General features: G+C 64.8%; 13 protein-coding genes. 8 read left to right on the top strand and 5 right to left on the bottom strand.

Annotated elements, in window-relative coordinates:
• Nucleotides 1–44 precede the first annotated feature (44 nt).
• On the top strand, nt 45–1,181 hold the full coding sequence (locus BLV60_RS02965; protein WP_093049558.1) for a DUF2827 domain-containing protein: 1,137 nt from the start codon (nt 45–47) through the stop codon (nt 1,179–1,181).
• A 20-nt stretch (nt 1,182–1,201) separates the two neighbouring features.
• The gene (locus tag BLV60_RS02960; RefSeq protein WP_093049555.1) at nt 1,202–2,062 is read left to right on the top strand and encodes a hypothetical protein; all 861 of its coding nucleotides are present in this window, start codon (nt 1,202–1,204) and stop codon (nt 2,060–2,062) included.
• Between the two features lie 75 nt (nt 2,063–2,137).
• Here the strand turns inward: BLV60_RS02960 and BLV60_RS02955 are convergent, their stop codons facing one another.
• From BLV60_RS02955 to BLV60_RS02935, 5 genes are all read right to left on the bottom strand, one after another.
• Nucleotides 2,138–4,723 (bottom strand): bifunctional aconitate hydratase 2/2-methylisocitrate dehydratase, encoded by a 2,586-nt coding sequence (locus BLV60_RS02955; protein WP_093049553.1) that lies wholly within the window; start codon nt 4,721–4,723, stop codon nt 2,138–2,140.
• A gap of 76 nt (nt 4,724–4,799) precedes the next feature.
• Complete coding sequence (locus tag BLV60_RS02950; protein ID WP_093049550.1) at nt 4,800–5,357, bottom strand: hypothetical protein; 558 nt, start codon at nt 5,355–5,357, stop codon at nt 4,800–4,802.
• Nucleotides 5,358–5,391: 34 nt separating this feature from the next.
• Complete coding sequence (locus BLV60_RS02945; protein WP_093049547.1) at nt 5,392–6,390, bottom strand: HpcH/HpaI aldolase/citrate lyase family protein; 999 nt, start codon at nt 6,388–6,390, stop codon at nt 5,392–5,394.
• Nucleotides 6,387–7,172 carry a trans-aconitate 2-methyltransferase gene (gene tam / locus BLV60_RS02940; protein ID WP_093049544.1) on the bottom strand — a complete coding sequence of 262 codons (786 nt, stop codon included), beginning with the start codon at nt 7,170–7,172 and terminating at the stop codon, nt 6,387–6,389. Before tam ends, BLV60_RS02945 begins: the two co-directional genes overlap by 4 nt.
• Before the next feature lie 16 nt (nt 7,173–7,188).
• On the bottom strand, nt 7,189–8,175 hold the full coding sequence (locus BLV60_RS02935; RefSeq protein WP_042578072.1) for a malate dehydrogenase: 987 nt from the start codon (nt 8,173–8,175) through the stop codon (nt 7,189–7,191).
• A 184-nt stretch (nt 8,176–8,359) separates the two neighbouring features.
• Between BLV60_RS02935 and BLV60_RS02930 the strand changes: the two genes are divergently transcribed.
• The 6 genes from BLV60_RS02930 to BLV60_RS02905 all read left to right on the top strand — a co-directional run bounded on the left by BLV60_RS02930 (nt 8,360) and on the right by BLV60_RS02905 (nt 13,089).
• Nucleotides 8,360–9,118: a GntR family transcriptional regulator gene (locus BLV60_RS02930; protein WP_093049541.1), complete on the top strand. Its 759-nt coding sequence runs from the start codon at nt 8,360–8,362 to the stop codon at nt 9,116–9,118.
• 235 nt (nt 9,119–9,353) lie between these two features.
• Nucleotides 9,354–9,800 carry a succinate dehydrogenase, cytochrome b556 subunit gene (sdhC, locus tag BLV60_RS02925; protein WP_093049538.1) on the top strand — a complete coding sequence of 149 codons (447 nt, stop codon included), beginning with the start codon at nt 9,354–9,356 and terminating at the stop codon, nt 9,798–9,800.
• A gap of 13 nt (nt 9,801–9,813) precedes the next feature.
• Entirely contained in the window at nt 9,814–10,179 is a 366-nt protein-coding gene (sdhD, locus tag BLV60_RS02920) for a succinate dehydrogenase, hydrophobic membrane anchor protein (protein ID WP_093049535.1), read from the top strand.
• Between the two features lie 7 nt (nt 10,180–10,186).
• Complete coding sequence (sdhA, locus tag BLV60_RS02915) at nt 10,187–11,995, top strand: succinate dehydrogenase flavoprotein subunit (RefSeq protein ID WP_093049532.1); 1,809 nt, start codon at nt 10,187–10,189, stop codon at nt 11,993–11,995.
• A gap of 49 nt (nt 11,996–12,044) precedes the next feature.
• Nucleotides 12,045–12,746: a succinate dehydrogenase iron-sulfur subunit gene (locus BLV60_RS02910; protein WP_093049529.1), complete on the top strand. Its 702-nt coding sequence runs from the start codon at nt 12,045–12,047 to the stop codon at nt 12,744–12,746.
• Nucleotides 12,747–12,774: 28 nt separating this feature from the next.
• The gene (locus BLV60_RS02905; protein ID WP_093049525.1) at nt 12,775–13,089 is read left to right on the top strand and encodes an FAD assembly factor SdhE; all 315 of its coding nucleotides are present in this window, start codon (nt 12,775–12,777) and stop codon (nt 13,087–13,089) included.
• The last annotated feature ends 19 nt before the right edge of the window (nt 13,090–13,108 follow it).

Genomic DNA, 13,108 nt, shown 5'->3' with positions numbered 1-13,108 from the left:
CTCCAATCGCCGCGGATGGCAATTAACATTCTTGAAACAATTAAATGAGGTCCGCCATTCAGCTGCGCATCGGCATCACCATCGGCCTCCACCACGAGGCCGAAACCCTCTGGAACAACGGCATCAAGCAAAACGCCGTGTTCCTGGCGGAAGCACTGAAGCACTGCCCGGATGTGGCCTCGGTGGTACTGGTCAACACCACGGCGATCCCGATCACCCCGGCCCTGCCCTGGGACCAGACACGCTGGCCTACCGTGACCTTCGAGGCGGCCAAGGACAACGTGGACGTGCTGATCGAGCTCGGCGGCCAGATCGACCCGGCGCAGACCGACTACCTGAAGCAGCGCGGCGCGCGGCTGGTGTCCTACTGCTGCGGCTTCGAATACGTGCACGCCATGGAGTCGATGCTGTTCAACAAGCCGCTCTGGGGGCAGAACCTGTTCGTGAACCAGCGCTACGACGACATCTGGATGGTTCCGCAGGTGGCGAACATCAGCCAGCCGTACTTCGAGGTGCTGCGCCGGGCCGAGGCGCGCCCCGTGCCTTTCGTGTGGAGCCCGGTATTCCTGGACGAACGCACGCGAGCCCTGCCCGACGCCGGCGTCTACCAGCCGCACACCGGGCCGCGCCGCCTCAGCGTGATGGAGCCGAACATCAACGTGGTGAAGTTCTGCCTCTACCCGGTACTGATCGCCGAGCTGGCCTACCGCGCCCGGCCCGAAGCCATCGCGCTGCTGCAGGTCACCAATGCCGAACGGCTGGCCAGGGAGAACATGGAGTTCATCACGCTGATGAACCAACTCGACCTGGTCCGCGAGCACAAGGCGGTCTTCCTGGGCCGACATGAAACGCCCGTGTTCCTCGCGCAGAACACCGACATCGTGGTTTCGCACCAGTGGGAGAACCCGCTCAACTATTTCTACCTGGAAACCTGCTGGCAGGGCTACCCGCTGGTGCACAACGCGCACCTGTGCGCGGACCTCGGCTACTACTACCAGGGCAACGACGTGGCCGGCGGCAGCGCCCGGGTGCTCGAAGCCATCGACACGCATGATGCGCAGGCAGCCGCCTATCGCGAGCGCCAGCGCAGCCTGATCGACCGCTACCTCCCCGGCAACGCCGCGGCCACCGAGGTCTACAACAACCTGCTGCTCGGCCTGATGCAGCGCCCCGCCCGATAGACAGGCACACGGAGCCCGAAATGCTTGACCCGTCCGAACTCCGGCAGTTCTTTCCCGTGGTCGTGACGCCGAGCCACGACGGCAAGTTCTTCCAGAACTACGTCGCCTCGATGCTGAACTTCACTGTCCAGGCCGAGCGCGCCGGCATGCGCATGCAGGTGCTGATGCACCAGGGCGAGAGCCTGGTGACGCGTGCGCGGAACAACTGCGTGGCCCAGTTCCTCGCCAATCCGCAATGGACCCACCTGTTCTGGATCGACGCCGACATCGGCTTCTCGGCGCAGGCGGCCTTCCGGTTGCTGCTGTCGGGCTACGACATCGCGGCCGGCGTCTATCCGCTCAAGCGGGAGAACTGGCCCGACGGCGGCGTGGCCGCGGGCACGACGCAGCAGCAGTTCGAGGCCACCTTCACCCGCTACACGGTCAACGCCAAGGCCTCGGAGACCACTTCGCAGGTCGAACTCAAGATCCAGCCCGACGGCTTCATGGAGATGACCGAGGCACCGACCGGATTCATGGTGATCAAGCGCGCCGTGTTCGAGCGGCTCATGGCGAGCTACCCCGACCTCGCCTACGTGCCCGACAGCATCGGCGAGGCCGACCTGGGCCTGCACTACCGCTTCTTCGACGTGATGGTCGACCCGCAGACGCGCCGCTATCTCTCGGAGGACTACGGCTTCTGCCGCCTGTGGTCGGGGCTGGGCGAGTCGATCTACATCGACGCCAATTCCAACCTGACACACCAGGGCGCCAAGCTGTACCGCGGCGACTTCGCCAACTCGCTGCTGACCTCCCTGCCCCATGCGGTGGGCGGCCCGGTCGGCGCGAAGATGGTGCTCACGGGCCAGGAGTACCTGCAGCCCAACGCGCCCTCGCTCTGAGCTGAACGAAGGCACATCGCCCACAAAAAAGCCCCGCCGAAGCGGGGCTTTCTGGTTGGAGCGATCCGAAGAAGATCAGGCCGCGACCGTGTCCGCCACGCCCTTGTAGTCCTCGATCTTGTCGAAGTTCAGGTACTGGTAGATCTGCGCGCTGGACGCATCGAGCACGCCCGTGGCGGCCATGTACTCCTCGCGGGTCGGGATGCGACCCAGGCGCGAGCAGATGGCGGCCAGTTCGGCCGAACCGAGGTACACGTTGGTGTTCTTGCCCAGGCGGTTGGGGAAGTTGCGCGTGCTGGTCGACATCACCGTCGCGCCTTCGCGCACCTGTGCCTGGTTGCCCATGCACAGCGAGCAGCCCGGCATTTCAGTGCGGGCACCGGCATTGCCGAACACGCCGTAGTGGCCTTCCTCGGTGAGCTGCTGCGCGTCCATCTTGGTGGGCGGAGCGATCCACAGCTTGACCGGGATGTCGCGCTTGCCTTCGAGCAGCTTCGACGCGGCGCGGAAGTGGCCGATGTTGGTCATGCACGAACCGATGAACACTTCGTCGATCACGGCGCCGGCCACGTCGCTGAGCGTCTTCACGTCATCGGGGTCGTTCGGGCAGGCCACGATGGGTTCGTGGATCTCGGCCAGGTCGATCTCGATCACGGCGGCGTAATCAGCGTCGGCATCGCCCTTGAGCAGTTGCGGGTCCGCAAGCCAGGCTTCCTGCGCGGCGATGCGGCGTTGCAGCGTGCGGGCATCGGCGTAGCCTTCGGCAATCATCCACTTCATCAGCGTGATGTTGCTGTTGATGTACTCGATGATCGGCTCCTTGTTCAGGTGCACCGTGCAGCCGGCGGCCGAGCGTTCGGCCGAGGCGTCGCTCAGCTCGAAGGCTTGTTCCACCTTCAGGTCGGGCAGGCCTTCGATTTCGAGGATGCGGCCCGAGAAGATGTTCTTCTTGCCCTTCTTCTCGACCGTCAGCAGGCCGGACTTGATGGCATACAGCGGAATTGCGTTGACCAGGTCACGCAGCGTCACGCCGGGTTGCATCTTGCCCTTGAAGCGCACGAGCACCGATTCGGGCATGTCCAGCGGCATCACGCCGGTGGCGGCAGCAAAGGCCACGAGGCCCGAACCCGCCGGGAAGCTGATGCCGATGGGGAAGCGGGTGTGGCTGTCGCCGCCCGTGCCCACGGTGTCGGGCGTCAGCAGGCGGTTGAGCCACGAGTGGATCACGCCGTCGCCAGGACGCAGCGACACGCCGCCGCGGTTGGCCATGAACTCGGGCAGTTCGTGGTGCATCTTGACGTCGACCTTCTTGGGGTACGCCGCCGTGTGGCAGAACGACTGCATGACGAGGTCGGCCGAGAAGCCCAGGCAAGCCAGGTCCTTCAGTTCGTCGCGCGTCATCGGGCCGGTGGTGTCCTGCGAGCCGACCGAGGTCATCTTGGGTTCGCAGTACGTGCCCGGGCGAACGCCCTGGCCTTCTGGCAGGCCGCAGGCGCGGCCGACCATCTTCTGTGCCAGCGAGAAGCCCTTCTTGGTGTCGACCGGGCTTTGCGGCAGGCGGAACAGCGTCGACACAGGCAGGCCCAGCGCCTCGCGCGCCTTGGCCGTCAGGCCGCGGCCGATGATCAGCGGAATGCGGCCGCCGGCGCGCACTTCGTCGAACAGCACGTCGCTCTTGACCTGGAACTCGGCGATGACCTTGCCGTCCTTCAGCGCCTTGCCTTCGTAGGGACGCAGCTCGACCACGTCGCCCATGTTCATTTGCGCCACGTCGAGCTCGATGGGCAGCGCGCCCGAGTCTTCCATGGTGTTGTAGAAGATGGGAGCGATCTTGCCGCCGAGGCAGACGCCGCCGAAGCGCTTGTTCGGCACGAAGGGAATGTCTTCGCCGGTGAACCAGAGCACCGAGTTGGTCGCGCTCTTGCGCGAAGAACCCGTGCCGACCACGTCGCCGGCATAGGCCACGAGGTGGCCGCGGGCGCGCAGGTCTTCGATGAACTTCACGGGGCCGCGCTTGCCGTCTTCTTCGGGAACGATGCCCGGGCGTGCGTTCTTGTGCATCGCGAGGGCGTGCATCGGAATGTCGGGACGGGTCGTCGCGTCGGGTGCGGGCGACAGGTCGTCGGTGTTGATTTCGCCGGCCACCTTGAAGATGCTGACGGTGATGCTCTCGGGCACTTCGGGACGGCTGGTGAACCACTCGGCATCGGCCCAGCTTTGCAGCACGCCCTTGGCGTTGGCGTTGCCCTTGTCGGCCTTTTCCTTGACGTCGTGGAACTGGTCGAACATCAACAGGGTTTTCTTCAGGCCTTCTGCTGCCACAGCGCCGACTTCAGCGTCGTCGAGCAGGTCGATCATGGGGCTGATGTTGTAGCCGCCGAGCATGGTGCCGAGCAGTTCAGTTGCGCGGGCGCGCGAAATGAACTCGCTCTTCTCGGTGCCGTGGGCCACGGCCGCGAGGTAGCTCGCCTTGACCTTGGCGGCGTCGTCGACGCCGGCGGGCACGCGATAGGTGAGCAGGTCGAGCAGGAAGGCGCCGTCCTTGGCGTTCGCGCTCTTGAGGAGCTCGATTGCTTCAGAGGTCTGCTTCGCGCTCAAGGGCAGCGGCGGGATACCGAGCGCGGCGCGTTCGGCAACATGGTCAACGTAGGCTTGCAACATCTTCTTTTCTCCGGAAACTGAGCTGGCGGGCGTGCAGTACGGCAAGCAAGAGCCGCGCCGCACGCCGTTTCGTTACTTACTTCTTTTCGCCGTCGGCGCCTTCGAACAGGGCCTTCGGCGGGTTCTTCTTCATTTCTGCGGCAAATGCGACCTGGGCGTCGGTCTGGCATTCATCGGCAATGCGCAGGCCGGCCTTCTGATTCATCAGCATCGACTTGTTGCCGAGCTGGAGCCACATGGCGCCGGCACGCGGGTCTTCGAGGCGGATGGCGCCGGTGCGGCTTTCGACCGGGTGCATGCGGTACTTCAGGCCCTTGGTGGTCACGGTGAAGAAGCCGGGCTTCTTCTCGTCGGGCGTGACGGTCACGTCGGCGCCGAGTTCGCACTGGGCGCGGCCGATCGACACGCGCTGGGCGACAGCCAGGTCGGCATCGGTGAGCACGACGTTGGTGTCGTCGGCGATCGGCGTGACTTCCTCGACAGCCTTGGCCGCCTTGCGGGTGACCTGGCGCTTGGGAGGCGTCTTCTTGGCTTCGGCCTTTGCCGCAGGCTTGGCCGCGGGCTTGGCGTCCTGCGCGACTGCTGCAAGCGGCAGGGCCAGGGCGACGGCGGCGATCAGGGCAATTTTCTTCATGTGTGGGTTTCCTTGAGGCTGGATTCAGAGAGTTTCAGGAGGCCGCGAGCGCAAACCAGGCTTTCGCCTCGGGGGGCAACGCGCGCCCTGTTGCGTGGGCGCGCGTCAAGACCTGCCAAAAGTGGCGGTAGCTCGCGCGGTCGTGCAATGTGCCATCAATTTGTGTCGGAGCCCAATCAGCAAGCGCCGCTTTTGCAATGATTTGTGTGGCAACTTGAATCTGCGCCTCGTCGGGCGCAAAGGCCTCGAGGATGGGGCGGATCTGGTTCGGGTGGATGCTCCACATGCGCGTGTAGCCGAATTCGGTGGCCGCCTTGCGGGCCGCCGTGCGCATGGCATCGGTGTTGCTGAACTCGGTGACCACGCAGTGCGAAGGCACCTTGCCGTAGGCATGCGCGGCCGATGCGATGGCCAGCTTGGCGCGCACCACCAGCGGGTGGCTGAACTGCCCTGCCGCACCCATGCCATCGGCGGGGATCGCGCCGGCGTGGGCCGAGACGAAATCCATCAGGCCGAAGCTCAGCGACTGCACGCGCGGATGGGCGGCAATCTCGAAGGCGTTGTGCACGGCGAGCGGCGACTCGATCAGCACGTGCAGCGGCAATGCATCGGCATCGGCCGCTTCGAGCGCCGCGACAGCCTGCAACACATCGGCCACCGATTCGACCTTCGGCACCATCAAATGGCTCAGGCGCTGGGCGGCACGGCCGGCAATGGTGATCACGTCGCCGGCAAAGGCGGGATGGTCGACGGGGTGCACGCGCACGCCGACGCGCATGCCGGGCCTGGCGGCCAGCGCCAGTTCGGTGACGAGCGCGGCATGCTCGGCTTCGCCGCCCACCGGGGCGCCGTCTTCGCAATCGAGGGTAACGTCGAACACGCAGGCGCCGAACTCCTCGGCCATTTCGACCTGGAGCGCGAGGCTCTTCTTCATGCGCGCCTCGACGCCGCTGTAGTGGTCGCACACGGGCAGCGTCACGGCGCCGGCTTGTGCGCCGAGCAGTACTTCAGCGGGATGCGCCGTCTTCGTCATGCCTTTTTCTGCGCCACGATGAACATGCGCGGAAAGGCGAGCAGCCGCTTGCCGTCGGTGCGCGCCGGATAGGCTTCGTTCACTCGACGCTCGTACTCGGCGAGGTAGCTCGCCTGCAGGTCCGGCGGCAGTCGGTCGACGAAAGGCTTCAGCCCCGTGCCGCGCACCCATTCGACGATGGATGCGGCATCGGCCATGCGGTGCCGGTAGATCGTGTGCCAGACATCGACGTGCACCGCACGCGGCGCCAGCAGGTCGTAGTAGCCACCGAGGTCGAGCAGCAGGGTGCGCAGCTTGTCGGCGTCGCCGATGCGTTCGGCCCACGGTGCTTCAGCGGCCAACGCACGCATCAGGCGATGCGTGGGCTCCTGGCGGTTGTCGGGCATCTGGATGGCGAGCACGCCACCCGGGGCCAGCGCGTCGAACAGGCGCGGGATCAGCTTTTCGTGATCGGGCACCCACTGCAGGGACGCGTTGGCATAAATGAGGTCGGGCGCTTCTTCCTGGGATTGCGGCGCCCAGGTCGCAATGTCGCTCAACTCGAAGCGCGCCTGCGGCAGGCGCTCGCGCGCGCTGACAAGCATGGCTTCGGAGTTGTCGGTTCCGAGGACTTGCGCCTTCGGAAACCGGTTGACCAGCAGCTCGGTGGAGTTGCCCGGTCCGCACCCGAGGTCGACCACGCGGGCGGCCTCGGTCAGTGGCACCCGCGCCAGGAGCTCCTGTGCGGGTCGGGTGCGCTCGTCCTCGTAGCGACGGTAGAGCGCGGGGTTCCAGTCGAGCATGCTGGCTGGTCGTGCTTTAGAGCAGGTGAGCGACGCCGGCGCGTTCGCCTTCCAGTTCTTCCAGGGTCTTGTTGATGCGTTCCTGGCTGAATGCATCGATCTCGAGGCCTTCGACCAGCTTGTATTCACCGTTTTCGCATGTGACCGGGAAGCCGAACATCACGTCCTTCGGAATGCCGTACTGGCCGTCCGACGGAATGCCCATGGTGACCCACTTGCCGTTGGTGCCCAGGGCCCAGTCGCGCATGTGGTCGATGGCGGCGTTGGCAGCCGAGGCAGCCGACGACAGGCCGCGTGCTTCGATGATGGCAGCGCCGCGCTTGCCGACGGTCGGCAGGAAGGTGTTGGCGTTCCATTCCTGGTCGTTGATCATCTTGGCGACGCTTTCGCCGTTGATGGTGGCGAAGCGATAGTCGGCGTACATCGTGGGCGAGTGATTGCCCCAGACGGTGAGCTTCTCGATGTCGGCCACGGCCTTGCCGGTCTTGGCGGCGATCTGGCTGGCGGCACGGTTGTGGTCCAGGCGCAGCATGGCGGTGAAGTTCTTGCGCGGCAGGTCGGGAGCGCTCTTCATGGCGATGTAGGCGTTGGTGTTGGCCGGGTTGCCGACCACCAGCACCTTGACGTTGCGGCTGGCGACGGCGTTGAGGGCCTTGCCTTGCGCGGTGAAGATGGCGCCGTTGACGGCCAGCAGTTCGGCACGTTCCATGCCGGGACCGCGGGGGCGCGAACCGACGAGCAGTGCGTAGTCGGCGTCCTTGAAGGCGGTCATCGGGTCGCCGTGGGCTTCCATGCCGGCCAGCAGCGGGAAGGCGCAGTCGTCGAGTTCCATCATCACGCCCTTGAGCGCCTTCTGGGCCTTCTCGTCGGGGATTTCGAGCAGTTGCAGGATGACCGGCTGGTCTTTGCCGAGCATTTCACCGGAGGCGATACGGAACAACAGGGCGTAACCGATTTGACCGGCGGCACCGGTGACGGCAACGCGGACGGGCTTTTTGCTCATGGGAAGACTCCAGAAGGTAATGAAACGGTGTCGGCGCTCTCGTGGGGCGCCAGGGGTTCTGCGGGCTGGGAATACTTCCCGCAGCGCGAGACCGGCCGCATTTTAAGCCGATTCAATGAGCCTCGTCTTATGTCTTATATAAGATATCCTCTGGGGGTCCGCCAAGGCGCACCCCACCGCTGCCATGAACACGCCCACCACATTCGACGAGCCCGCGACGCCGTCCTTCAGTCCGCTCTACCAGCAGATCAAGACATTGATCCTGCAGAGCCTGCAGGCGGGCGAGTGGAAGCCTGGCGAGCCCATCCCGAGCGAGATGGATCTGGCCGTGCGCTATCGGGTGAGCCAGGGCACGGTGCGCAAGGCCATCGACGAACTCTCTGCCGAAAACCTCGTGGTGCGCCGCCAGGGCAAGGGCACCTTCGTCGCCACGCATGCCGAGCAGCATGTGCAGTACCGCTTCCTCAAGCTCGTGCCCGATGCGGGCGACCCGAACACCGAGGGCCCGGCGGTGCGCACCATCGTCGACTGCAAGCGCCAGCGCGCATCGGCCGACGTGGCGCGCGCGCTCGGCCTGCGTACGGGCGACGCGGTGCTGCAGGTGCGGCGCGTGCTCGCCTATGGCGGCGTGCCCACCATTCTCGAAGACCTCTGGCTGCCCGGTGCGCCCTTCAAGGGGCTCACCGCCGAGCGGCTGCGCGCGTGGCCCGGCCCGATGTACGCGTTGTTCGAAACCGAGTTCGGCGTGCGCATGGTGCGCGCAGAAGAAAAAATCCGCGCCGTGCTGCCCGATGCCGAACAGGCCGCGCTGCTCGACGTGACGCTGCAGATGCCCCTGTTGAGCGTGGAACGCGTGGCGCACACCTACCATGACATGCCGATGGAGCTGCGTCGCGGGCTCTATCGCACCGACACGCACCACTACAGGAACCAGCTGGGCTGATCCCGATGCAGACGAAGGCCGAATACCGCCGCGCCGATGTGCGCATACAAGCTGCGCATTGCGCTACGAAGTCAATAGCATCCGACTGCAACGGTGCGCCGACTCGTGCATGTCCGCTGCGCGATGGTGCATTGCAATAGAATTTTGCGTTGTTTGCATTTCCGCAGAAGAAACAAAAGCGTTCGCTCTCAGAACAAGCCAACAAGTCACAAAAGCCACGAAAGCACTTCCCCCAATGACAGAGCTTGCAACTCCCCCCCGGCCTCCGCGTCGCGAATTCCGCAACATCAATGCCTTCACCGACCTCACGACCTACCGGCTGCCGCCGGCCGGCATCGTGTCGATCCTGCATCGCGTCAGCGGCGTGCTGATGTTCCTGCTGCTGCCGTTCATCATCTGGATGTTCGACACCTCGCTGTCTTCCGACTATTCGTTCGCCAAGTTCAAGGCCGCCTTCAACAGCGGCCTTGGTTTCGTTCCGGGGTGGTTCTTCAAGCTGGTCGCGCTCGCGCTCATCTGGGCCTACCTGCACCACTTCATCGCCGGCCTGCGCCATCTCTGGATGGACGTGAGCCACGCCGCCGTGACCAAGGAATTCGGCCACACCTCGGCCGTCGTCACGCTGGCACTGAGCATCCTGCTCACCGTGGTGCTCGGCGCCAAGCTGTTCGGCCTGTACTGAGAAGGAGCCAACCATGTCTGTGAATTACGGCTCCAAGCGCATCGTCGTCGGCGCGCACTACGGTCTGCGCGACTGGCTCAGCCAGCGCATCACGGGCGGCCTGATGGCGCTCTTCACGATCGTGCTGCTCGCGCAACTGATCTTCACCCGCGGCCCCATCGGCTACGACCTCTGGGCCGGCATCTTCGCCGCGCAGTGGATGAAGGTGCTCACGTTCTCCGTGATCGTCGCCCTGCTCTACCACGTGTGGGTCGGCATGCGCGACGTCTGGATGGACTACGTCCAGCCCGTCGGCATCCGTCTCGTGCTGCAAATTTTCACCATCGTCTGGCTTGTCGGTTGTGCGGGTTGGGCCATTCAAGTGCTTTGGAAGATCTGACCCCACCATGACCTACACAAAAGAAAAAATCACCAAGCGCAAGTTCGACGTCGTGATCGTCGGTGCCGGCGGCTCCGGCATGCGCGCCTCGCTGCAACTCGCCCGTGCCGGCCTCAACGTGGCCGTGCTCTCCAAGGTGTTCCCGACCCGTTCGCACACCGTCGCCGCTCAAGGTGGCGTGGGCGCATCGCTCGGCAACATGAGCGAAGACAACTGGCACTACCACTTCTACGACACGATCAAGGGCTCCGACTGGCTCGGCGACCAGGACGCGATCGAGTTCATGTGCCGTGAAGCCCCGAAGGTCGTGTACGAGCTCGAACACTTCGGCATGCCCTTCGACCGCAATCCCGACGGCACCATCTACCAGCGTCCGTTCGGCGGCCACACGGCCAACTACGGCGAGAAGCCCGTGCAGCGCGCCTGCGCCGCGGCCGACCGTACCGGCCACGCGATGCTGCACACGCTCTATCAGAAGAACGTCGAAGCCCGCACCCAGTTCTTCGTCGAATGGATGGCACTCGACCTCATCCGTGACGACGAAGGCGACGTGGTCGGCGTGACCGCGCTCGAAATGGAAACCGGCGACCTGCACATCCTGCAGGCCAAGACCGTGCTGCTGGCCACCGGCGGCGCAGGCCGCATCTTCCAGGCCTCGACCAACGCCTTCATCAACACCGGCGACGGCCTCGGCATGGCGGCCCGCTCGGGCATTCCGCTGCAGGACATGGAGTTCTGGCAGTTCCACCCGACCGGCGTGGCCGGCGCAGGCGTGCTGCTGACCGAAGGCTGCCGCGGCGAAGGCGCGATCCTGCTGAACAGCAACGGCGAACGCTTCATGGAGCGCTATGCGCCCACCCTGAAAGACCTGGCGCCGCGCGACTTCGTGTCGCGCTCGATGGACCAGGAAATCAAGGAAGGCCGAGGCTGCGGCCCCAACAAGGACTACGTGCTGCTCAAGCTCGACCACCTGGGCGCCGAAACCATCCACAAGCGCCTGCCCTCGGTGTACGAAATCGGCGTCAACTTCGCCAACGTCGACATCACGAAGGAACCGATTCCGGTCGTGCCCACCATCCACTACCAGATGGGCGGCATCCCGACCAACATCCACGGCCAGGTCGTCATCCAGAAGGGTGAAGAGAACAGCGCAGTGGTGAACGGCCTCTACGCCGTGGGCGAATGCTCCTGCGTGAGCGTGCACGGCGCCAACCGCCTGGGCACGAACTCGCTGCTCGACCTGCTGGTGTTCGGCCGCGCGGCCGGCAACCACATCGTCGAGTTCAACGACAAGCTCAAGGAACACAAGCCCCTGCCCAACGATGCGGCCGACCGCACGCTGGAGCGCCTGAACCGCCTCGAATCGACCACCACCGGCGAATACGCCCAGGACGTGGCCGGCGAGATCCGCGCCGTCATGCAGCAACATGCGGCAGTGTTCCGCAAGCAGGCCTCGATGGACGAAGGCGTGACCAAGATCGCCGCCGTGCGCGAGCGCGTCAAGGCCATCGGCCTGAAGGACAAGTCGAAGGTGTTCAACACCGCCCGCATCGAAGCGCTGGAAGTCGACAACCTGATCGAAGTGGCGCAGGCCACCATGGTTTCGGCCGCCGCCCGCAAGGAATGCCGCGGCGCCCACACGGTCGAAGACTACGAACGCCCGGCGGACGACCCTGTCGCACCGCTCGGCCGCGACGACGTCAACTGGATGAAGCACACGCTCTGGTACAGCCAGGACAACCGCCTCTCGTACAAGCCGGTCAAGCTGCAGCCGCTCACCGTGGCCTCGGTTCCACCCAAGGTCCGCACGTTCTAAGAGAACGGCTCACAGTCAGCTCACACAAAGCATTCACAAGGTCACTACGATGAAGCGCACATTCCAGATTTACCGCTACGACCCGGACAAGGACGCCAAGCCCTACATGCAGACGGTCGAGATCGAACTCGACGGCCACGAGCGCATGCTGCTCGACGCCCTCATGAAGCTCAAGGCGCAAGACCCTACGCTCTCGTTCCGCCGCTCGTGCCGCGAAGGCGTCTGCGGCTCCGATGCGATGAACATCAACGGCAAGAACGGTCTGGCCTGCCTGACCAACATGAACACGCTCAAGGGCACCGTCGTGCTCAAGCCGCTGCCGGGCCTGCCCGTCATCCGCGACCTGATCGTGGACATGACGCAGTTCTTCAAGCAGTACAACTCGATCAAGCCGTACCTGCAGAACGACACCGTGCCGCCCGAGAAGGAACGCCTGCAGTCGCCCGAAGAGCGCGAAGAGCTCAACGGCCTGTACGAGTGCATCCTGTGCGCGAGCTGCTCCACGAGCTGCCCGAGCTTCTGGTGGAACCCCGACAAGTTCGTGGGCCCCGCCGGCCTGCTGCAGGCCTACCGCTTCATCGCCGACAGCCGCGACGAAGCCACCGCCGAGCGCCTGGACAACCTGGAAGACCCGTACCGCCTGTTCCGCTGCCACACGATCATGAACTGCGTGGACGTGTGCCCGAAGAGCCTGAACCCGACCAAGGCCATCGGCAAGATCAAGGAATTGATGGTGCGCCGCGCCATCTGACCCTGATCCATTTGTTCGAGAAGCCACCATGCAACCCGCCGCCGACTCCGCCGACCTGCTCAGTGAACGTGCGCTGAGCAAGCTCAAATGGCGCTGCCGGCGCGGACTGCTCGAGAACGACCTGTTCATCGCCCGCTTCTTCGAGCGGCACGAATTCCGCATGACCGTGGGTCAAGCGGGAGCGATGGAGACACTGATGGACCTGTCGGACAACGACCTCCTTGACCTCCTTCTGCGCAGGAAGGAGCCCGAGCCCGCATGGGCCGGGGCCGAGGTGGTCGCATTGCTGCAGCTGATGCGTACCGACGGCGCGCAGCGTCCCGCAATCTCTCCTTCGTCCTGAATCCACCTCTGAAAGTAAA

It is taken from the genome of Variovorax sp. YR634, from assembly GCF_900106655.1.
In the GTDB taxonomy this organism is placed as follows: domain Bacteria; phylum Pseudomonadota; class Gammaproteobacteria; order Burkholderiales; family Burkholderiaceae_C; genus Variovorax.
Note: the sequence above shows the minus strand (reverse complement) of the source record. Positions and strands in the feature narration are given on the sequence as shown.

What these genes read in the sequence shown, in the direction of transcription:
- BLV60_RS02965 (WP_093049558.1), top strand. Translation starts at nt 45, where the DNA reads ATGAGGTCCGCCATTCAGCTGCGCATCGGCATCACCATCGGCCTCCAC.
- BLV60_RS02960 (WP_093049555.1), top strand. Translation starts at nt 1,202, where the DNA reads ATGCTTGACCCGTCCGAACTCCGGCAGTTCTTTCCCGTGGTCGTGACG.
- BLV60_RS02955 (WP_093049553.1), bottom strand. Translation starts at nt 4,723, where the DNA reads ATGTTGCAAGCCTACGTTGACCATGTTGCCGAACGCGCCGCGCTCGGT.
- BLV60_RS02950 (WP_093049550.1), bottom strand. Translation starts at nt 5,357, where the DNA reads ATGAAGAAAATTGCCCTGATCGCCGCCGTCGCCCTGGCCCTGCCGCTT.
- BLV60_RS02945 (WP_093049547.1), bottom strand. Translation starts at nt 6,390, where the DNA reads ATGACGAAGACGGCGCATCCCGCTGAAGTACTGCTCGGCGCACAAGCC.
- tam (WP_093049544.1), bottom strand. Translation starts at nt 7,172, where the DNA reads ATGCTCGACTGGAACCCCGCGCTCTACCGTCGCTACGAGGACGAGCGC.
- BLV60_RS02935 (WP_042578072.1), bottom strand. Translation starts at nt 8,175, where the DNA reads ATGAGCAAAAAGCCCGTCCGCGTTGCCGTCACCGGTGCCGCCGGTCAA.
- BLV60_RS02930 (WP_093049541.1), top strand. Translation starts at nt 8,360, where the DNA reads ATGAACACGCCCACCACATTCGACGAGCCCGCGACGCCGTCCTTCAGT.
- sdhC (WP_093049538.1), top strand. Translation starts at nt 9,354, where the DNA reads ATGACAGAGCTTGCAACTCCCCCCCGGCCTCCGCGTCGCGAATTCCGC.
- sdhD (WP_093049535.1), top strand. Translation starts at nt 9,814, where the DNA reads ATGTCTGTGAATTACGGCTCCAAGCGCATCGTCGTCGGCGCGCACTAC.
- sdhA (WP_093049532.1), top strand. Translation starts at nt 10,187, where the DNA reads ATGACCTACACAAAAGAAAAAATCACCAAGCGCAAGTTCGACGTCGTG.
- BLV60_RS02910 (WP_093049529.1), top strand. Translation starts at nt 12,045, where the DNA reads ATGAAGCGCACATTCCAGATTTACCGCTACGACCCGGACAAGGACGCC.
- BLV60_RS02905 (WP_093049525.1), top strand. Translation starts at nt 12,775, where the DNA reads ATGCAACCCGCCGCCGACTCCGCCGACCTGCTCAGTGAACGTGCGCTG.